At 44.9% G+C, this 20,370-nt stretch carries 17 protein-coding genes, 1 tRNA gene and 1 riboswitch; of the genes, 9 read left to right on the top strand and 9 right to left on the bottom strand.

The features are described 5' to 3' along the window. Nucleotides 1–97: 97 nt before the first annotated feature. The 6 genes from R7190_RS14380 to moaA all read right to left on the bottom strand — a co-directional run bounded on the left by R7190_RS14380 (nucleotide 98) and on the right by moaA (nucleotide 5,126). Nucleotides 98–1,774 carry an ABC transporter substrate-binding protein gene (locus tag R7190_RS14380; RefSeq protein ID WP_017633862.1) on the bottom strand — a complete coding sequence of 559 codons (1,677 nt, stop codon included), beginning with the start codon at nucleotides 1,772–1,774 and terminating at the stop codon, nucleotides 98–100. Between the two features lie 531 nt (nucleotides 1,775–2,305). Further along, nucleotides 2,306–2,761 carry a molybdopterin synthase catalytic subunit MoaE gene (moaE, locus tag R7190_RS14375; protein WP_005380781.1) on the bottom strand — a complete coding sequence of 152 codons (456 nt, stop codon included), beginning with the start codon at nucleotides 2,759–2,761 and terminating at the stop codon, nucleotides 2,306–2,308. 1 nt (nucleotide 2,762) lies between these two features. Beyond that, nucleotides 2,763–3,020 (bottom strand): molybdopterin synthase sulfur carrier subunit, encoded by a 258-nt coding sequence (gene moaD, locus R7190_RS14370; protein WP_186584795.1) that lies wholly within the window; start codon nucleotides 3,018–3,020, stop codon nucleotides 2,763–2,765. Continuing rightward, a complete protein-coding gene (gene moaC / locus R7190_RS14365) occupies nucleotides 3,017–3,496 on the bottom strand; it encodes a cyclic pyranopterin monophosphate synthase MoaC (RefSeq protein ID WP_005380779.1) in 480 nt (159 codons plus the stop codon). Before moaC ends, moaD begins: the two co-directional genes overlap by 4 nt. 26 nt (nucleotides 3,497–3,522) lie before the next feature. After that, on the bottom strand, nucleotides 3,523–4,035 hold the full coding sequence (moaB, locus tag R7190_RS14360; protein ID WP_005388935.1) for a molybdenum cofactor biosynthesis protein B: 513 nt from the start codon (nucleotides 4,033–4,035) through the stop codon (nucleotides 3,523–3,525). A 101-nt stretch (nucleotides 4,036–4,136) separates the two neighbouring features. Beyond that, nucleotides 4,137–5,126: a GTP 3',8-cyclase MoaA gene (moaA, locus tag R7190_RS14355; protein ID WP_186584794.1), complete on the bottom strand. Its 990-nt coding sequence runs from the start codon at nucleotides 5,124–5,126 to the stop codon at nucleotides 4,137–4,139. Then, nucleotides 5,115–5,249, bottom strand: a riboswitch (molybdenum cofactor riboswitch). Its footprint overlaps the gene before it by 12 nt. A gap of 175 nt (nucleotides 5,250–5,424) precedes the next feature. Here moaA and R7190_RS14350 point away from each other — a divergent pair. Beyond that, a complete protein-coding gene (locus R7190_RS14350; RefSeq protein WP_186584793.1) occupies nucleotides 5,425–6,321 on the top strand; it encodes a YvcK family protein in 897 nt (298 codons plus the stop codon). 138 nt (nucleotides 6,322–6,459) lie between these two features. Here R7190_RS14350 and luxU read toward each other — a convergent pair whose 3' ends face one another. The 3 genes from luxU to uvrB form a co-directional block, all read right to left on the bottom strand. Beyond that, nucleotides 6,460–6,804, bottom strand: coding sequence for a quorum-sensing phosphorelay protein LuxU (luxU, locus tag R7190_RS14345; RefSeq protein ID WP_017636054.1), 345 nt, complete (start codon nucleotides 6,802–6,804; stop codon nucleotides 6,460–6,462). Beyond that, on the bottom strand, nucleotides 6,801–8,207 hold the full coding sequence (gene luxO / locus R7190_RS14340) for a quorum-sensing sigma-54 dependent transcriptional regulator LuxO (protein WP_005380768.1): 1,407 nt from the start codon (nucleotides 8,205–8,207) through the stop codon (nucleotides 6,801–6,803). The genes luxU and luxO overlap by 4 nt, the downstream gene beginning before the upstream one ends. 292 nt (nucleotides 8,208–8,499) lie before the next feature. After that, complete coding sequence (gene uvrB, locus R7190_RS14335; RefSeq protein ID WP_017636056.1) at nucleotides 8,500–10,530, bottom strand: excinuclease ABC subunit UvrB; 2,031 nt, start codon at nucleotides 10,528–10,530, stop codon at nucleotides 8,500–8,502. Nucleotides 10,531–11,089: 559 nt separating this feature from the next. Here uvrB and R7190_RS14330 point away from each other — a divergent pair. The 8 genes from R7190_RS14330 to R7190_RS14295 all read left to right on the top strand — a co-directional run bounded on the left by R7190_RS14330 (nucleotide 11,090) and on the right by R7190_RS14295 (nucleotide 20,320). Then, nucleotides 11,090–11,165: transfer RNA gene (locus tag R7190_RS14330), tRNA-Asn, on the top strand. A gap of 350 nt (nucleotides 11,166–11,515) precedes the next feature. Further along, nucleotides 11,516–13,813, top strand: a complete 2,298-nt coding sequence (gene pflB / locus R7190_RS14325) for a formate C-acetyltransferase (RefSeq protein WP_053349610.1) — start codon at nucleotides 11,516–11,518, stop codon at nucleotides 13,811–13,813. 305 nt (nucleotides 13,814–14,118) lie between these two features. After that, the gene (gene rsxA, locus R7190_RS14320; RefSeq protein ID WP_005380762.1) at nucleotides 14,119–14,697 is read left to right on the top strand and encodes an electron transport complex subunit RsxA; all 579 of its coding nucleotides are present in this window, start codon (nucleotides 14,119–14,121) and stop codon (nucleotides 14,695–14,697) included. A gap of 3 nt (nucleotides 14,698–14,700) precedes the next feature. Beyond that, on the top strand, nucleotides 14,701–15,297 hold the full coding sequence (rsxB, locus tag R7190_RS14315; protein ID WP_005380760.1) for an electron transport complex subunit RsxB: 597 nt from the start codon (nucleotides 14,701–14,703) through the stop codon (nucleotides 15,295–15,297). A gap of 8 nt (nucleotides 15,298–15,305) precedes the next feature. Continuing rightward, on the top strand, nucleotides 15,306–17,942 hold the full coding sequence (gene rsxC / locus R7190_RS14310; RefSeq protein ID WP_186584792.1) for an electron transport complex subunit RsxC: 2,637 nt from the start codon (nucleotides 15,306–15,308) through the stop codon (nucleotides 17,940–17,942). Continuing rightward, entirely contained in the window at nucleotides 17,942–18,988 is a 1,047-nt protein-coding gene (rsxD, locus tag R7190_RS14305) for an electron transport complex subunit RsxD (RefSeq protein WP_186584791.1), read from the top strand. The genes rsxC and rsxD overlap by 1 nt, the downstream gene beginning before the upstream one ends. Before the next feature lie 7 nt (nucleotides 18,989–18,995). Next, a complete protein-coding gene (gene rsxG, locus R7190_RS14300; protein WP_005380747.1) occupies nucleotides 18,996–19,628 on the top strand; it encodes an electron transport complex subunit RsxG in 633 nt (210 codons plus the stop codon). Beyond that, entirely contained in the window at nucleotides 19,628–20,320 is a 693-nt protein-coding gene (locus R7190_RS14295; RefSeq protein ID WP_005380745.1) for an electron transport complex subunit E, read from the top strand. The genes rsxG and R7190_RS14295 overlap by 1 nt, the downstream gene beginning before the upstream one ends. Nucleotides 20,321–20,370: the final 50 nt, after the last annotated feature.

Here is a 20,370-nt window from a genome sequence, read left to right as displayed (position 1 = left end):
TTAAAGAAGTCGTCCAATTCTTTTGGACTAAAGATAGGCGCTACATGCAATTTCTCACATGTAGGGCCTCATTTTTATAGTTCTATCGAGTTACGAATTACTCTGTGATGTAGAGATCTTTAGAGTAAATCTTGTCTTCCGCGTTATTTACTGGGAAGCCACCAACTTTCGGTGATAGTAGACGTGATTTCACGTACTGGTAGATAGGTGCGATTGGCATATCTTTGGCCATCAACTTCTCTGCTTCTAGGTAAAGTGCTTGGCGCTCTTCGTCAGAAGTTGAAGCAAATGCTTTGTTCATGATCGCATCGTACTCTTTGCTGTCGTAGTGAATACCACCAGTAGTGTTATTACTCATCATCAGCGTTAGGAAAGATGAAGCTTCGTTGTAGTCGCCACACCAACCTGCACGAGCAACCTCAAAGTTGCCAGAATCTTTGGTAGATAGGTAAGTTTTCCACTCTTGGTTTTCTAGCGTAACGTCTAGACCAAGCGTCTTCTTCCACATTGAACCCAGTGCAACCGCAAGTTTCTTGTGGTTCTCTGATGTATTGTATAGAAGGTTAAATTCAAGAGGGTTGTCTGCGCCGTAACCCGCTTCTTCCAATAGACGCGCAGCTTCTGCGTTACGCTCTTCTTGCGTCATTTTGCCGTATGCAGGAATTTCTGGGTTGAAACCTGCCGTAATTTCAGGTGTTAGGAAGTAAGCTGGCTTTTGACCTTGACCTAAAATCGCATCAGTCACAATGTTACGGTCAATCGCATAAGAAATCGCTTTACGCACACGAACATCATCAAACGGCTTTTTCTTCGTATTGAAGATGTAGTAGTAAGTACATAAGTTACCGGTTACAGACACTTCTTGTGGGTGCTCTTTCTTCAGACGCTTGAAGTGCTCTGTAGGCAGCTCGTTCGTGAAGTCGATTTCACCCGCTAGGAAGCGGTTCATTTCCGCTACTTGGTTCTCGATTGGTAGGAAAGTAACTTGGTCAAGCGTCGTGTTTTCGTTGTCCCAGTACTGTTCGTTACGTTTTAGAACCAAACGCTCGTTTACAACCCAGTTGTCAACAACATAAGCACCGTTACCTACAAAGTTCTCTGGCTTCGTCCATTGATCGCCGAACTTTTCAACAGTTGCTTGATGAACAGGTTTCACTGTCGTGTGGCCCATCATCATTACAAAATATGGTACTGCAGTATCTAACTCAACCACTAACGTGTGATCGTCAACCGCTTTAACACCTAACTCGCTCTTATCTTTTTTACCCGCAACAATGTCTTTTGCGTTCTTCATCTTGGTGTATTCCATGTACCAAGCATATGGAGAGGCGGTTGCTGGATCGACTGCGCGTTGGAAGCTGTAAACGAAATCACCTGCAGTGACAGGATCACCGTTTGACCATTTTGCGTCTTCACGTAAGTGGAAAGTGTATGTTTTGTTGTCTTCAGTTTCCCAAGATTCTGCAACACCAGGGATAGTGTTACCGTCCGCATCTTGGTTTACAAGGCCTTCAAGAAGATCGCGAATCACGTGGGATTCTGGAACACCTTGAGATTTATGAGGGTCTATTGTCGCAACTTCTGTACCGTTACCACGCACCAATTCTTGAACAGCAGCAAGTTTTGGCTCTTTAGAATCAGATTTAGCTTCAGGGGCTGGAGCCGGAGCAGGCTCAGCAGCTTGTTTCTCCGCAGGCTTTTCACCACAACCAGCTAGAGCGAGAGAAAGACCAGCACCAATAAATAAAGCGCGCGTGATTTTATTCTTATACATGCGTAAAACTCCAAATTTTTTCGTTAGCATCCATGACTTCTTTGTAAGGGCCTGGAACGGTCAGAGTTTTAGATTTTTTTAGTGCACTTTCTGAGCACAAAAGTCTAAAACCTTACAAAGACTGCGGCACACATTAGCAATCATTGAAGTAATTTGCCATAAAAATGTAGCAAAAAAACCAATAATGCTGACCAAACCACACATATCTAGCAGTAAACTCTAACTCCAAAGCATTCACCAGCCAAATAAAGACCAGAAGCGACATTTAACAGGCGAAACTTTCGATTAATCTGAGTTTAAACCATTTACTAGCATCTTATGCTAGATATTTACACATCATTTAACATTTATGACAAATCAAGTCTAACAAATAATTGTTTATATATTGGGCAAAAAACTTTTATTGTGAAGAATATCACCAGACAAAAGATAGGAAATATTGAAACAAAGTGAGCAATACAATGAAGATAAATACAAAAAAAGCTAAGTGCCATTAGCACTTAGCTTTTTTCACTAGAATGCGGGTTAGTTCTATTTTTCCCAACGCTGTGCAGCTTGATGATCGGTGTCGCGCGACTCAATCCAACGATCTTCATTCGTCGTACGCTCTTTTTTCCAAAATGGTGCTTGGGTCTTCAGATAATCCATGATGAACTCGCACGCATCAAATGCCGCGCCGCGGTGCGCACTAGAAACGCCCACAAATACAATTTGATCACCGCTATCCATGTCTCCGACGCGATGAATCACGCGTACACCTAATAGTGGCCAGCGAGACTCAGCTTGATCACAAATGTCGCTCAAGCTCTTCTCTGTCATCCCCGGATAGTGCTCTAGATGTAAACCAATGACATTATCCCCAAGGTTCATATCTCGAACTTTACCAACGAATGTAACGACAGCGCCGGCAGCCGTCCCTTCAGATAGACGTTGATATTCTTGCTCAACCGAAAAGTCTTCAATTTGTACAGAAACACGAGAATCCATCTTAACCCCCAGTTACCGGCGGGAAAAACGCAACTTCGTCACCTGCTTTTACTTGTGTATCCAGAGGGACGATGGATTGGTTCACTGCAGCAAGTAGCTTTCCTGGCTCGAGCGCTAAATCCCACTTGCCATCTTTCTTAGTGCCTTCTTCCACTAGATGTGCACGAATTGATTCAACCGTTTCAAACGGCCTGTCTAACTCGACACTGTCGATGCCAATCAGCTCGCGAGTTTGAGCAAAGAAAAGTACTTTAATCATGATTCCACCTTAAAGTGACCAGATTTACCACCCGTTTTCTCTAGTAGACGAACTTGACCAATGACCATGTCTTTTTGTACTGCTTTACACATATCGTAAATCGTTAGAGCAGCAACGGAAGCTGCCGTGAGCGCTTCCATTTCCACACCAGTTTTACCCGCAAGTTTACATACTGATTCGATGCGAACTTTGTTTTCTGCTTCGATAGCTTCCAGTTGAACTTCAACTTTAGAGAGTAGTAGCGGATGACAAAGTGGAATCAAATCCCAGGTTTTCTTCGCAGCTTGAATACCAGCAATACGAGCCGTCGCAAATACATCACCTTTGTGGTGCTGGCCAGAGACAATCAGTTGAAGTGTTTCTGGGGCCATGTGAACAAATGCTTCAGCACGAGCTTCACGAACCGTCTCCGTTTTTGCTGACACGTCAACCATGTTTGCTTCGCCAGAAGCATTGATATGTGTAAATTGGGTCATTGTTTTTCCTTCGCTTTTAGGAAAGGTTATACAGATAGGTGTGGCATGAAGTTACAAGGGCGATGACTTGCATCCAACTGCTGTTTAATAATTTTTGTCCAGCCTGTGCGGCACGCACCAGTTGAACCTGGCATTGCGAAGATCACGGTGTGGTTAGCAAAACCTGCAATCGCACGAGACTGAATAGTTGACGTACCGATCTCTTCGTACGACACCATACGGAACAACTCACCAAAACCTTCAACTTCTTTATCAAATAGGGGCTTAAGTGCTTCTGGCGTGCTATCACGTGAGGTGAAACCTGTACCGCCAGTAATCATGATCGCTTGTACGCTTTCATCAGCAATCCATTGAGAAACAATCGCGCGGATCTTATACATGTCATCAATAACAATTTGCTTGTCTACTACGTTGTGACCCGCTTCTTGAGCATGCTCAGCTAGGTAACGACCAGAGGTATCGTTTTCTTCAGTACGAGTGTCAGATACCGTTAGAACGGCAATATTTGCAGGTTGGAATTTGCTTTCAGCGTGACCCATTTGTTCACCTATTCTCTTAATTAGCTTTGATACGCTTGGTATCTATTCGGAAAAAGTTAGAGCCAGCTTATCAGTGAACTCGCTCTAAAAATTGAATGAAGTTAGCCGCCGATAGACGCGAGGTGTGGCGTCATACCAGTATTGCCATCATGCAAGAAATGGCTTACCGACTTGGTTTGTAACTGCGCCTGGATACGTTCAATAAGCTCACTCTCTTGCTCATCACGTTCCAAAAGATCACGCAATTCTACACCGTGGTCTCCAAACAGACATAGGTGCAGCTTACCCACCGCAGAAACGCGCAGTCGGTTGCAGCTTTCACAAAAGTCTTTTTCATAAGGCATGATAAGACCTATTTCACCCTTGTAATCAGGATGAACAAATACTTGCGCAGGACCATCATTATGCGAGCGCACTTTCAGCAACCAACCATTTGCAATTAGCTGGTTACGAATTGCCACTCCGGATACATGGTGCTTATTAAATAGCTCATCCATCTCACCCGTTTGCATCAACTCAATGAAACGCAGTTGGATTGGACGATCTTTTATCCAGTTAAGAAACGCTGGCAGCTCGTGATGGTTCAGATCTTTCATCAACACCACATTAACTTTTACTTGCTCATAACCGACCTCGAACGCACGTTCGATACCATTCATGACTTCAGTAAACTTATTTTCACCTGTGATTTGACGAAACATACGCGGGTCAAGGCTATCCACACTGACATTAATGTGGGTTAAACCCGCTTCACGCCAATCTGCGACTTGTTTTGCCATGCGATAGCCATTGGTTGTCGTTGCAACTTTTTGAATGCCAGGCGTCGCCACTACTGAATGGATAATGTCGGTAAAATCTTTGCGTAAGCTAGGCTCACCACCAGTGATGCGCACTTTTGACGTGCCACAATCAGCGAATGCTTTTACGACCCGTTTGATTTCAGGGAGAGATAAAAAAGACGAGTTTTTATTGCCCGAAGGCTTATAGCCATCAGGAAGGCAATAGGTACATTTGAAATTACATACGTCGGTCACAGACAGACGCAAGTAATAAAACTTACGATGAAATTTGTCTTCGAATTGTTGCGCCACGGAACACCTTTCCAAACACGGGAGGCATGGCCATTTCCAATCATGCCCTTGTGACAGTATGCCACTGGCTCAAAACGCCTATCCAAGGACTTAGCAATAGTGAGCTCGGAGTTATGGCAACCAGAGATATGAAATCTCTGATAGCTTTGCGGTGTAAAATACTTAATATTTGTAATGGAATCCAGACTTGAGTGATAAAAAACTCTCTAGAGACACAATTTACCGCTAAGTGAGTACCTTTAAGACACTCCTTAAGATAAATTGTAGCCGTTTTTTATTAGATTATTAGAAGAACATAATGAATATCTACACAGATAAAAAAGTGGTCGCTGTTGGCGGTGGTCATGGCTTAGGTCGAATGCTGGCCGCATTACGAGATTTTGGCAGCAATGCAACTGGGATTGTTGCCACGACTGACAATGGTGGTTCAACAGGAAGAATTCGTCACTGCCAAGGAGGAATCGCTTGGGGAGACACACGTAACTGTATTAATCAGCTCATTACAGAGCCTTCAATCAGTTCGATGATGTTTGAATATCGCTTCAAAGGCACTGGCGAACTTGATGGTCATAATCTTGGTAATTTGATGCTTACTGCACTCGATAACTTATCGGTCAGACCTTTAGATGCCATTAATCTGATTCGCAATATGTTAAAAGTCGATGTTAACATCCTTCCTATGTCCGAACACCCTTCGGATCTTTCCGCGTTATCCGTAGATGGGAAGTGGGTTACGGGAGAAACAAATGTCGACGAAATGAAATCAGACTTGCGACGTTTGGATCTTTCACCAGAAGTGCCTGCTACCAAAGAAGCCATCACAGCTTTGGCGGAAGCGGACGCGATTATTCTTGGCCCTGGCAGTTTTTTAACTAGTATCATGCCTCCTTTATTGCTGCCTGAACTCGGCAAAGCGATTGCAGCAAACACAAAAGCAAAAGTCATTTTTGTTGCTAACCTGAGTCCAGAATACGGCCCAGCGGGACGAATGACGATGGCTCAAAAATTAGAATGGTGTGAACGTGCCTGTCAAGGAAGAAAAATAGACGTGGTTCTAGCAGAGAAAACCGAGCAAGACGTCTTAAGTCAATGGAATGTAGTGACGGAGTCACTCGCCTCCTCTAACCGAGACTGGCGTCACGATAGAAACAAGCTCAAACTAGCGATTGAAAGTCAGCTACAACTTTCTATTTAAGAGCACGTTACCTGGCTAGCGCCCTCTTTTAAGGTGTTTATTGATAATGAAAACCCTTCTGTCATCGAAGGGTTTTAGTTCAGGCATCCAGTAAGAACAGATGTTTACTAAGAAAAAATGGTTAATAGGAATAAATAGTTACTGTCGCCAAGAGCGATAAGCATCTCGAGTTTCGTGCAAAAGATCGAACATAGCCTCTAACTCCTCAGACTCCGCAGTTAACTCACCGGCTTTCGCTTTTTTGTCTATGGACATCGCCAGTTCACAAAGGCGATCTGCCCCAAAGCTCGCAGCACTACTTTTCAACGCGTGGCTGATTTCTTTTGAGTAAGCTAATCGCTCTGCCCCCTGTAGTTGGGATAAGTTCTCGATATAGGTATCCATTTCTCCTAGGAAGATATCGAACAGTACAGGTACGTTGTCACTGCCAATTTCCATCGACAGTTCATCTATTTTTTGCTGATTTAATACATTTACACTCATACTTTTTGCCGCTCTTCCTTGCCGTTCCATGCCTGTAACTTGCGGTAAATCGTCGACGGACTGACATCAAGGTATCCCGCCGCTCGAGGAATATTGCCATCACATGCTTCAATCGCTTGCTCGATTGCCATTTTTTCCGTCATCCATAATGGCATAATCTCAGATGCGGTCATCGCTTTCGGCTCAATTAATTTAGCCACAGACGAAGGACGGTCAAGCGGTTGATTCAACGGTGGCGGTAACATGTCCAACGTAATCTCTTTACCGTTGTTTAGAACAACGATATTGCGTAGCACGTTTTGTAACTGACGAACGTTACCCGGCCACTCATAGCTGTTGAATCGCTCGATGACATCAGGCGCAAAACGTATGAAGCTTTTTCCTTCTTCGTGTGACATGTAACCTAACAGTGAGTATGCAATTTCAATAACATCTTCGCCTCGTTCGCGTAAAGGCGGTAAATGCAAAGGAATGACATACAAACGATAGTACAAATCTTCACGGAATCGACCTTCTTGCACCTCTTTCCATGGGTCACGGTTAGTGGCACACACAAAGCGCACATCCACGCTCTTCATTTTTGAGGAACCCACTTTTTGGAATGTGCCCGTTTGAATAAATCGTAGCAACTTGGTTTGTAAATCCAAGTCCATCTCACAAAGCTCATCTAGAAAAAGTGTGCCGCCATCCGCTAACTCAGCTGCCCCTTGACGATCATTCGCAGCGCCAGTAAAGGCCCCTTTTACGTGACCAAACAGTTCACTCTCAATCAAATCTTTTGGAATTGCAGCACAGTTAATTGCAATAAAAGGTTTGTCACCTCGTTTACTTGCTGCGTGAATAGCCTCGGCACATACCTCTTTACCAGTACCACTTTCACCAGTGATAAAAATACTCGCTTTACTGCTCGCAGCTGAATCTATCGTACGGTAAACCTGCTGCATGGTTTGGCTACTGCCGATAAACCCCTGATAGCTCTGATTACCTGGATTATCGGCTTCATTTTTTAGTTTGGTCGCTTTACGAATGGCATTGTTAACCGTGACACGTAAACGGTCTGCTTCACACGGTTTGATTAAAAAGTCTTGTGAGCCATGACGCATGGCCTCGACAGCGGTATCGATAGAACCGTGAGCGGTCATAAAGATTATAGGTACGTCGGGATGACTCTTTTTAACGGCATGTAAAACGTCCATCCCCGTCATATCTGGCAGACGGAGATCGAGTAAAATAAGATCTGGAATTCGATGATTTAGGCTCTCAATGGCATCCCTACCTGTGCCGACAATATTGATATCTATGCCAAGCGGTGTCAGGTATGAGCGGTACAGAGCCGCAACAGATGCGGTGTCCTCGACCATTAAAAGGTAACGAGACTTTGGGCCTTCGGGTTTTTGTTGCATAACCTAGCTATTATTTTGTTGTGTTTTAAACAATAATCGCATTACGCTTTGCATTTTGCAAATAACATTAGCTAAATTATGAGCAAAGGAAAAAATTCAAAAATAATATCAATTATTTAAAAAGTGGCACAAACCATGCTGTAACGATAGTGACCCCTCGGGTCACCTAGCCAACTGACGTTGTTAGTGAACGATATGTTCACAAAACAAGCCAATAGACCCGACTGCCTATTGGCTTCTTTTTTTTTACAAGCGACCTAAAATGCTTAGATAGCTAAATCGGTAAGTTTGTTCAACTATTTGCGATGAACTGCGCTCGTAGTTTTTCAATCTCGTCACGCTTTTGTGCCGCTAACTCAAATTCTAAATCTTGCGCATGCTGATACATCGCCGCCTCCAGTCGACTGATTTCTTTTTCTAGCTGCTGAGGGGACAGTGCCTCGTAAGTTTGCGAAGGCTCCGCCACTTTCGATAATGGTACCTGTTTAGTGTTACGCTGGCGTTTAGACTTAGTGATATCGCCAAGTTCCATGATGTCTTTGATATTTCGTTTGAGCGCTTGTGGCGAAATACCCATTTCTTCGTTGTACGCTTCCTGCTTCTCGCGACGACGGTTAGTTTCATCCATCGCCTTTTTCATTGAGTTGGTGATTCGGTCAGCGTATAAAATCGCCTTACCTTCGATGTTTCGTGCAGCACGACCAATGGTCTGAATGAGTGAGCGTTCAGACCGCAAGAAGCCCTCTTTATCCGCATCCAAAATTGCAACTAACGAGACCTCTGGCATATCCAGGCCCTCTCTCAATAAGTTGATTCCCACCAGCACGTCAAATTCTCCAAGGCGAAGGTCACGGATAATTTCCACACGCTCAACAGTATCAATGTCTGAGTGTAAATAACGTACCTTAACATCATGTTCGTGAAGGTATTCGGTGAGATCTTCAGCCATTCGTTTGGTCAGTGTTGTAACCAGAACTCGCTCATCTTTAGCAGCGCGAATACGGATCTCAGACAATAGGTCGTCGACTTGGGTCGCTACTGGGCGAACTTCCAACTCAGGGTCAAGCAAGCCTGTAGGACGAACGACTTGATCCGCTACATCACCCGCCGATTTTTCTAGTTCGTAATTTCCAGGAGTAGCAGAGACGAAAATCGTTTGTGGCGCTAGTGCTTCAAACTCCTCAAACTTCAGTGGACGATTATCCAAAGCTGAAGGTAACCGGAAACCAAACTCCACCAGCGTTTCTTTACGCGAACGGTCGCCTTTATACATGGCACCTATCTGCGGTACTGTCACGTGAGATTCATCGATGATCAACAAGCCATCATGAGGTAAGTAGTCAAACAGGGTTGGTGGCGGCTCACCTTCCGAGCGTCCACTGAGATAACGAGAATAGTTTTCGATACCGGAGCAAAAGCCCAACTCATTCATCATTTCGATATCGAATTGAGTGCGCTGGCTAATTCGCTGCTCTTCCAGTAGCTTGTTGTTATCTAGAAGCTGCTTTTTGCGCACTTCTAGTTCGACTTTAATATTTTCAATCGCTTCAAGAATGCGATCTCTTGGCGTCACATAGTGCGTCTTGGGATAGATGGTATAGCGCGGCAAGTCTCGTTGTTTGACCACGCCTGTCAATGGGTCGAACACACTGATGCAATCCACCTCATCGTCAAACATCTCAACGCGCACAGCGTCTTGGTCTGATTCAGCAGGGAATATATCAATCACCTCGCCACGGACACGGAACTGCCCTCGCTCAAAAGCAACATCATTGCGCGAGTATTGGAGCTCCGCTAGGCGACGAAGCATATCACGCTGATCAATCACATCTCCACGTCGCAAATGAAGCATCATTTGTAAGTAGGATTCCGGATCACCCAAACCATAGATAGCTGAAACCGAAGCAACGATAATAGCGTCTTTCCGTTCCAATAAAGCTTTAGTGGCAGACAGTCGCATTTGCTCAATGTGGGCGTTAACCGAAGCGTCCTTTTCAATGAAAGTATCTGTTGTGGGAACGTATGCTTCAGGTTGGTAGTAATCGTAGTAAGAAACAAAATACTCAACCGCATTATTAGGAAAGAATGACTTCATCTCACCATATAACTGAGCAGCAAGCGTTTTGTTTGGCGCAAGTAATATTGCAGGTCGTTGGGCTTGAGCAATCACATTCGCTAGTGTGAAGGTTTTACCTGAGCCTGTGACCCCCAACAAGGTTTGATGTGCTAGCCCAGCATCGAGCCCCTCAAGCAACTGATTGATCGCTCCTGGTTGATCGCCCGATGGCTGATAATCGGAGACCAATTCATAGACTTTACTCATACCCTTCCTCAATTTTACTGCGCTTTGGCTGTATATATATACACCTTAGCTAATGAAATCTACGTCTATCGAGAATTTAACCATCATTGTTAATAAACTTTCTTGTTTGTCTAGAATGCTATAGCCATACAAAAGTGACTCTGATATAGTACTTCGCCCTAGTTGAAGAGCTACACACATTCTTTACATTATAGTTTCCACAACTTTTCCCCAAAAATTAGCTTAAAACTTTCTTATCCCCAAAAGATTGATTTTTATCCACTTTGAATACCTTTTGATTAACATCGATAAATCTCTGTTTTATTTGCTTATTTTACGCATAACTCCGACTAAAAACTCATTAAATAAAAACTTAGTTGCATATTAATTTTCTTTACCCAGATCTCATCAACATACTTATCCACAAATTTAGTGGATAACTAACCTCGAGCCTTTACTGGCAAGCCATACAGAAAAGTAAAGCCCTTAAATCAATATTTTTTGCTAAAAATGTATTTTTTTACTGTTGACAGTAGTTTGAGTGCTCGGTAAGATTCTTCCCGCTTTCAAGCAAAGCAATTCCTCCTTAGCTCAGTTGGTAGAGCGACGGACTGTTAATCCGCAGGTCGCTGGTTCGAGCCCAGCAGGAGGAGCCAGATTATAGAAAAGCCGTGTCGCAAGACACGGCTTTTTTGTATCTTAATCGCCATGAAATCTAAGCCAATCTAGGCGCCATAAAATCACACCGAAATAAGTTCAAATTACAGAACTCATAACATTGTCATAGATAGTGTTCTCACAGCACCACACATTTAATTCTGTCTCTTTTCTAGCAAAACACAATCGTAAATAGTTGAATCTATTATTAATGCAATTTAATCATTAAAAAAATGAAAAGCATTCATTTTACTCATAATAAATAAATCCATACGATTAAAAGGGTTAAGAATGGTTCCGTCCTACTCGTCGCCTCCATTCTAATTATCAATAACTTAGGGATTTACTTATGACTATTCCGACAACTGACATGCTAGATGCATGGGCTGGATTTACTGCTGGTGAATGGCAAAACTCTGTCAACACTCGTGACTTCATCCAAAAAAACTATACACCCTATGAGGGAGACGAGACTTTCTTAGCTGAAGTTAGCGAATCCACTTCAGCGTTATGGAACCAAGTGCTTGAAGGCATAAAACAAGAAAGCCGCACACACGCCCCTATTGATTTTGACACAGACTTGCCCTCAACAATCACTTCCCACGATGCAGGCTACATCAACAAAGATCTGGAAAAGATCGTTGGCTTACAAACTGATCAACCGCTAAAACGTGCAATCATCGCCAATGGCGGGATTCGCATGGTAAAAAACTCGTGCGAAGTTTATGGCCGCGAGCTAGATCCAACGGTTGAAAAAATCTTCACTGAATACCGTAAAACTCACAACAAAGCGTGTTTCGACCTTTACACCCAAGAAATTCTAGCCTGTCGTAAATCAGGCATCATCACGGGCCTTCCTGATGCCTATGGCCGTGGTCGTATCATTGGTGACTATCGTCGTCTCGCCCTATACGGTATCGACTTCTTAAAAGCAGACAAAAAAGAGCAATACAACTCAACACAAACGTTCTTAGAACAAGGCAACGATCTTGAGAAAACACTTCGTCTTCGCGAAGAAATAGCTGATCAAGTTCAAGCGCTTGAAGACATTCGTCAAATGGGTCTGAAATACGGCATTGATATGTCGCTACCTGCAAAAACTGCACAAGAAGCGATCCAATTTACCTACTTTGGCTACCTAGCGGCGGTTAAATCGCAAAACGGCGCAGCAATGTCACTGGGCCGTACTTCGACTTTCCTAGACGTCTATCTAGAACGCGATATAGCAAACGGTTTGATTGATGAATCACAAGCGCAAGAAATGATTGACCACTTCATCATGAAGCTACGCATGGTTCGCTTCCTACGCACACCAGAATACGATTCATTGTTCTCTGGCGACCCAATCTGGGCAACCGAAGCCATGGCTGGTATGGGCGTTGATGGCCGTACGCTAGTATCTAAAACGACATTCCGGTACTTACATACACTACATACTATGGGCCCTGCTCCTGAGCCAAACATGACGATTCTTTGGTCAGAGCAATTACCTGAAGCGTTCAAACAATATGCTGCAAAAGTGTCGATTGATACCTCTTCGGTTCAATACGAAAACGACGATCTAATGCGTCCTGATTTCGACAATGACGACTACGCGATTGCCTGTTGTGTGAGCCCGCAGGTTGTTGGTCAGCACATGCAATTCTTTGGTGCACGTGCCAACCTTGCAAAAGCACTGCTTTACACCATCAATGGTGGTATCGATGAAAAATCGAAAGCGCAAGTGGGTCCGGTAGTGGACAAAGTTCAAGATGAAATTCTCGACTTTGACGCTTTGATGCCTCGTTTCGACAATATGTTGGAGTGGCTAGCAACGCAATACGTCACAGCGTTGAACATCATCCATTACTCACATGACCGTTACAGCTACGAAGCATCACTGATGGCATTGATGGATCGCGACGTGCACCGCACCATGGCGTGTGGTATTGCAGGTCTGTCTGTTGTCGCTGACTCTTTGGCGGCAATTAAATACGCGACCGTGAAGCCTGTTCGTGATGAAGATGGCATCGCCGTTGATTTTGAAATCGAAGGTGATTATCCAAAATTTGGTAACAACGATGCCCGTGTTGATGACATCGCTTGTGATCTAGTTGAGCGCTTCATGAAGAAAATTCAGAAGATGCACACCTACCGCGAAGCAGTGCCAACTCAATCGATTTTAACAATCACATCTAACGTGGTTTACGGTAAAAAAACGGGTAATACACCTGATGGCCGTCGCGCAGGTATGCCTTTTGGACCGGGTGCAAACCCAATGCACGGTCGTGATGAAAAAGGGGCGGTTGCGTCTCTGGCATCGGTTTCTAAATTACCGTTTGCTTACGCTAAAGATGGTATTTCTTACACTTTCTCAATTGTGCCGAGCGCATTGGGTAAAGATGACTTGAGTCAGAAGAAGAACCTAGCTGCGCTAATGGATGGTTACTTCCATCACGAAGCAAGCAACGAGGGCATTGCGATTGAAGGTGGTCAACACCTTAACGTCAACGTTCTGGACCGAGAGATGTTATTGGATGCGGTTGAACATCCAGAGAAATACCCTCAGTTGACGATTCGAGTGTCTGGTTATGCGGTACGTTTTAACTCTCTAACGACAGAGCAACAGCAAGACGTCATCACTCGTACCTTCACAAGTAAGATATAAACACAGTCCATCAAGCACTCAGAAAGTTTAAATAATTAGCTTGTAAATATGCGTTGCCCGCCTCTCTTTTCTACCTGGGAGAGGCGGGCTTTTTTTAAAATCACACATTAGATGAAAATTAATAGGTAGTATCCTCTCGCTAACAATACATTCAGCAAACGATTCAATTTCTTATTGATTCATCAAAATACATCAATTAGACGACTATTTTTCCATCGTGTATGTAAAACCACATCGTTCACTGGTTGTTATTGGTGTCACAAAACACGATAATATCAAGATCGGATTTTAAGAACGTAATAACTATGACCGAATATGTTTTGTTGTTGGTCGGCACTGTGCTGGTGAACAACTTTGTACTGGTGAAGTTTTTGGGCCTATGTCCTTTCATGGGCGTGTCCAAAAAACTGGAAACAGCAATAGGTATGGGCTTAGCGACAACTTTTGTGCTAACGCTCGCGTCAGTGTGTGCGTATTTAGTGGAAAGCTACATCCTTCGTCCACTGGGTATTGAGTACCTTCGAACCATGAGTTTTATTTTGGTGATAGCCGTTGTGGTGCAGTTCACCGAAATGGTTGTGCACAAAACCAGCCCGACGCTTTATCGCTTGCTTGGCATTTTCTTACCGCTGATCACAACAAACTGCGCAGTATTGGGCGTGGCACTTCTTAACATTAATGAAAACCATAACTTTATTGAATCGATCATCTACGGCTTCGGCGCCGCTGTTGGTTTCTCATTGGTGTTGATACTTTTTGCATCCATGCGAGAGCGCATAGCCGCCGCCGACGTTCCTGTACCTTTTAAAGGTGCATCAATAGCAATGATTACAGCAGGTTTAATGTCACTCGCCTTTATGGGCTTTACAGGTTTGGTGAAGTAAGCGATGAGTACGATTTTAATTGCGATTATCGCGTTAGCGGTTCTGGCTGCGATTTTCGGCGCGATACTTGGTTTTGCTTCTATTCGCTTTAAAGTTGAAGCGGACCCTATTGTGGATCAAATCGACGCCATTTTACCGCAAACTCAATGCGGTCAATGTGGCTACCCTGGTTGCCGCCCTTATGCTGAAGCAATTGCAAATGGCGACCACATCAACAAATGTCCACCTGGTGGTCAGGCAACAATCGAAAAGCTCGCCGACTTAATGGGTGTTGAGCCAGAAGAATCTGCGCACGATCTCGACAGCAAAATTCCAACCGTTGCGTTTATTCATGAAGACATGTGTATTGGCTGCACTAAGTGTATTCAGGCGTGTCCGGTGGATGCAATTGTAGGCGGAACAAAGGCGGTCCATACCGTAATCAAAGACGAATGTACGGGCTGTGACTTGTGTGTTGCCCCATGTCCGACTGATTGTATTGAAATGATTCCTGTGGCAACGACCACAGAAAGCTGGAAGTGGCAACTTCACTCCATTCCGGTACTTAACATTACGGATGCTGCCGACAATGCAGCGAACGTGAAAGATTCAATTAAGTAAGGTTTCACATGTTGTCTTTGATTGAACAAATTCGTACAGGCGCGCTTTGGGATTTCCCAGGTGGTGTGCATCCGGCAGAAAATAAAAAGCAGTCCAACAAAACTGAACTCGCTCATGCGGCTATCCCGTCAGAAATTGTATTGCCGCTAAAACAGCACATTGGTAAAGCGGGTAACCTACTGGTTGCCGAAGGTGACTACGTATTAAAAGGTCAGCCATTAACGCAATCGGAGACCGGCTTTACGGTTCCAGTGCATGCTCCAACATCAGGTACGCTCACCGCGATTGAGCCACGAACTGTCGCGCACCCTTCTGGGTTAAGTGAGTTGTGCGCAGTCATCACGCCTGATGGGAAAGATGCATGGTGTGAAAGAAACCCCGTCGCAGATTACCAACAAGAAACCCCTGACGCACTGATTGATATTATTCGTCTCGCTGGTATTTCTGGTATGGGTGGCGCAGGTTTCCCTACTGCAAAAAAAATCCAATCAGGTTTTGCTCGTACCGAGATTCTTATCGTTAATGCAGCAGAGTGCGAGCCATACATCACGTCTGATGACAAGCTCATGCAAGAACATGCCGAAGAGCTTATTCAAGGTATCGAAATTGTCGAACATATCCTGACACCAAAGCTCACGATTATTGGCATTGAAGACAACAAACCAGAAGCAATCAAAGCGCTAGAAGCTGCGGCTATAAACAAAGATATCGTTATTCGCGTTATCCCAACTAAATACCCTTCTGGCGGTGAAAAACAGCTGATCAAAATTTTAACCAATAAAGAAGTGCCAAGTGGCGCGATTCCAGCCGATATTGGTATTTTGGTTCAGAATGTTGGTTCTCTTTACGCTATAAAACGCGCAGTCATCGACGGTGAGCCGATGATAAAACGCATCGTGACTCTCACTGGTAAAACCTTCAAACAACCACGCAACGTTTGGGCATTATTAGGGACACCAGTACAAGCACTGTTGGATGAGTTTGGCTATAAAGCAGATAAGAAGTTACAGCGTTTAATTATGGGTGGGCCAATGATGGGCTTTACCCTTCCTCACTCCCAAGTGCCGATTACCAAGACAGCAAACTGTATCCTTGCTCCGACTCGTCGTGAGATCTCTCCGCACCAGTATGAGATGGAATGTATTCGCTGTAGCCAATGTGCAGAAGCGTGCCCTGCTTCGCTGCTGCCTCAACAACTGCAATGGCATGCAAAAGCTGAAGAGTATGACAAACTCGAAGAATTAAACTTAAAGGATTGTATCGAGTGCGGCGCTTGTGCGTTTGTATGTCCAAGTGAAATTCCGCTCGTACAGTACTACCGCCAAGCGAAAGCAGAAATTAGAACTAGAACACAAGAAGCGGAAGCTGCAGAGCGAGCAAAACTGCGTTTTGAAGAGAAAAAAGCGCGTATGGAACGCGAAAAAGCAGAACGTGAAAATCGCTTCAAGAAAGCTGCCGATCAGCGCCGTAAAGAGATGAAGTCTTCTGGCGGCGATGATGCGATAGCAGCAGCAATCGCACGAGTGAAAGCTCAAAAGACAGAAACCACAGAAAAAACAGAGCCAGCAGTAAAACCAGCCGTAGCGGCAGCCATTGCCAAAGCGAAGGCGAAACAAGCGGCAGCAGCTAAAGCAGGCTCTAGTGAACCTGATAACTCAGAAATGGCAAAACTGCGCGAAGAGCGCAAACGTCTTGCTCGCGAACGGAAAGCGCAAAAAGAACAAGGCGAAACGCCAGACAATAACGCTGATGATAAAAAGTCGGCAGTTGCGGCCGCCATCGCCCGAGCTAAAGCGAAAAAAGCACAACAAGAAGATTCAACTGAATCTGTAGAATCGGAAACGTCTGCACAGCAAGACAGCGATCCGAAGAAAGCCGCGGTTGCTGCTGCCATTGCACGTGCCAAAGCACGTAAAGCGAAGCAAGCAGACTCAACTGAAGCGGAAGAAGCTGACGCACCTGCTGAGCAAACCGACGATCCGAAAAAAGCCGCAGTTGCCGCTGCAATTGCTCGAGCCAAAGCGCGCAAAGCTAAGCAAGCAGACTCAACCGAAGCGGAAGAAGCTGACGCACCTGCCGAGCAAACCGAAGATCCGAAAAAAGCCGCCGTGGCTGCTGCGATTGCACGTGCCAAAGCACGTAAAGCGAAGCAAGCAGACTCAACTGAAGCGGAAGAAGCTGAAGCACCTACTGAGCAAACCAACGATCCGAAAAAAGCCGCCGTGGCTGCTGCGATTGCACGTGCCAAAGCGCGAAAAGCGAAGCAAGCAGACTCAACTGAAGCGGAAGAAGCTGACGCACCTGCCGAGCAAACCGACGATCCGAAAAAAGCCGCAGTTGCCGCTGCCATTGCACGTGCCAAAGCGCGCAAAGCGAAGCAAGCAGACTCAGCTGAAGCGGAAGAAGCTGAAGCACCTGCCGAGCAAACCGAAGATCCGAAAAAAGCCGCCGTGGCTGCTGCCATCGCTCGAGCCAAAGCGCGCAAAGCGAAGCAAGAAACGCAAACAGAGCCTGTTGAAGAAGCAGCTTCCGAAGAACCAGAAGAGGATCCGAAGAAAGCCGCGGTTGCCGCAGCAATTGCGCGCGCGAAGGCACGCAAAGCGCAACAAGAAGCTAATAAAAATAATACTGAGGAGAACGAGTAGTGTCGTTTTTTATTGCCAGTTCACCGCATACCCACAGTCGTCGTAGTACGCCAGACTTAATGAAATGGGTGGCACTTTGCGCACTTCCAGGTTTAGTAGCTCAAACCTACTTCTTTGGCTGGGGTACGCTTATTCAACTAATTTTTGCCATTGCAGTCGCTGTATCCCTTGAAGCCTTAGTCATGATCTGTCGTAAACGCTCACCAATGAGAGCGCTACGTGATAACAGTGCAATAGTTACCGCTTGGTTGTTAGCCGTTGCTATACCACCATGGTCTCCGTGGTGGATTATGGTGATCGGACTTATTTTTGCGATAGTAATCGCTAAACACCTCTATGGTGGCCTTGGACAAAACTTATTCAACCCTGCAATGGTCGCTTATGTGGTCTTGTTGATCTCTTTCCCAGTACAAATGACGAGTTGGAGTGCACCGACATCACTCATACCTGATCATGTAAATTTTGCAGATACACTCTCTTTAATTTTTACGGGCTATGATTACGACGGCTTATCGCTTCAGCAAGTTCGAACAGGGGTTGACGGTGTGACAATGGCGACGCCACTTGATGCATTTAAGACCGGCATTCATACAGGTGCAACCCCAAGCGAAGTACTGTCGCAGCCAATATTCGATGGATTAGCTGGCATTGGTTGGCAATGGGTAAATCTTGCCTACTTACTTGGTGGTTTAGTGATGATCAAAAAACGTATCATCCAATGGTATATTCCAGCAGGTTTCCTTGCGAGTCTGACTCTGTTTAGCCTAGTGTTCACGTTGCTGACGCCAGGGGAAACTGCGTCGCCAATTTTACACTTGTTATCTGGTGCAACCATGCTTGGCGCATTCTTTATTGCAACCGATCCCGTTTCGGCGTCTACCACCGTCAAAGGACGTTTAATCTTCGGTGCGCTTATTGGTGCTTTGGTTTTTATCATTCGCAGTTGGGGCGGTTTCCCAGATGGTGTTGCATTTGCAGTGTTGCTTGCAAATATGTGTGTGCCACTGATCGATTACTACACCAAACCTAGAACTTACGGTCACTGAGGTAAACATGTTAACCGCTATTAGAAAAAATGGTCTGACACTCGCGATATTTGCATGTGCAACAACCGGATTAGTCGCCCTTACTCAGTACCTAACAAAAGACCAAATCAAGGTACAAGAGCAAAAACAATTACTTTCTGTTTTGAATCAAGTCATTCCAGAAAACATGCATGACAACGCACTCACGCAAGCTTGTACAATGGTCACGTCTCCAGATCTGGGGACATTACGTGCGATGCCAGCCTACCTCGCCACGAAGAATGGTGAACCAACAGCAATCGCAATAGAATCTATCGCGCCAGATGGCTACAATGGTGAGATAAAAGTGATTACTGGGATTGATAATCAGGGCAATATTTTGGGGACACGCGTCCTAAACCACCAAGAAACCCCTGGTCTGGGCGATAAAATTGATCTTCGTGTCACCGACTGGATCCTGAGCTTTACAGGAAAACAAGTCACGGAAAACAATTGGAATTCGTGGAAAGTTCGTAAAGATGGCGGCGATTTCGATCAATTTACTGGTGCAACGATCACGCCAAGAGCCGTCGTAAAAGTGGTGCGAAATACCGTTAACTACGTAAACCAATCTCGTGAAGACATTCTTAGCCAGCCGTTAGGCTGTGAAGGAGAGCAGTAATGAATGAGAATAAATTACTGATGAAAAACGGTATGTGGAGTAATAACCCCGCTCTCGTACAACTGCTGGGCTTATGTCCACTGCTAGCGGTTTCTTCCACGATAACCAATGCATTAGGTCTTGGTATTGCAACCTTACTCGTGCTAGTTGGATCCAACGTAACAGTTTCTCTTATCCGTAACTATGTGCCAAAAGAGATCCGTATACCTGTATTCGTTATGATCATTGCCTCACTCGTTACCTGCGTTCAGTTGTTAATGAATGCCTATGCGTACGGTTTGTACCTGTCTCTAGGTATCTTTATTCCTCTGATTGTAACGAACTGCATTATTATTGGCCGAGCAGAAGCTTACGCGTCAAAAAATGATGTTGCACCCGCTGCGCTAGATGGTTTGTGGATGGGCCTTGGTATGACGAGCGTCTTGGTTGTTTTAGGTGCCATGCGCGAATTAATTGGTAATGGCACACTATTCGACGGAGCAGACCTTCTCCTAGGAGACTGGGCTTCAGCTCTACGGATTCAAGTTTTCCAATTTGACAATAGCTTCCTGTTAGCGCTTCTCCCACCTGGTGCATTTATCGGTGTTGGGCTGTTGATAGCGCTCAAAAATGTCATAGATAATTCAATTCAGGCACGTCAACCAAAAGAAGAAAAACCAACCATAGAACGTGCTCGCGTCACTAACGCATAACAAGATAAGGCTCTGTCATAGGAGCCTTTTTCATAAACCGCAGAGACGGT

It is taken from the genome of Vibrio sp. 1078-1 (assembly GCF_033340475.1).
Note: the sequence above shows the minus strand (reverse complement) of the source record. Positions and strands in the feature narration are given on the sequence as shown.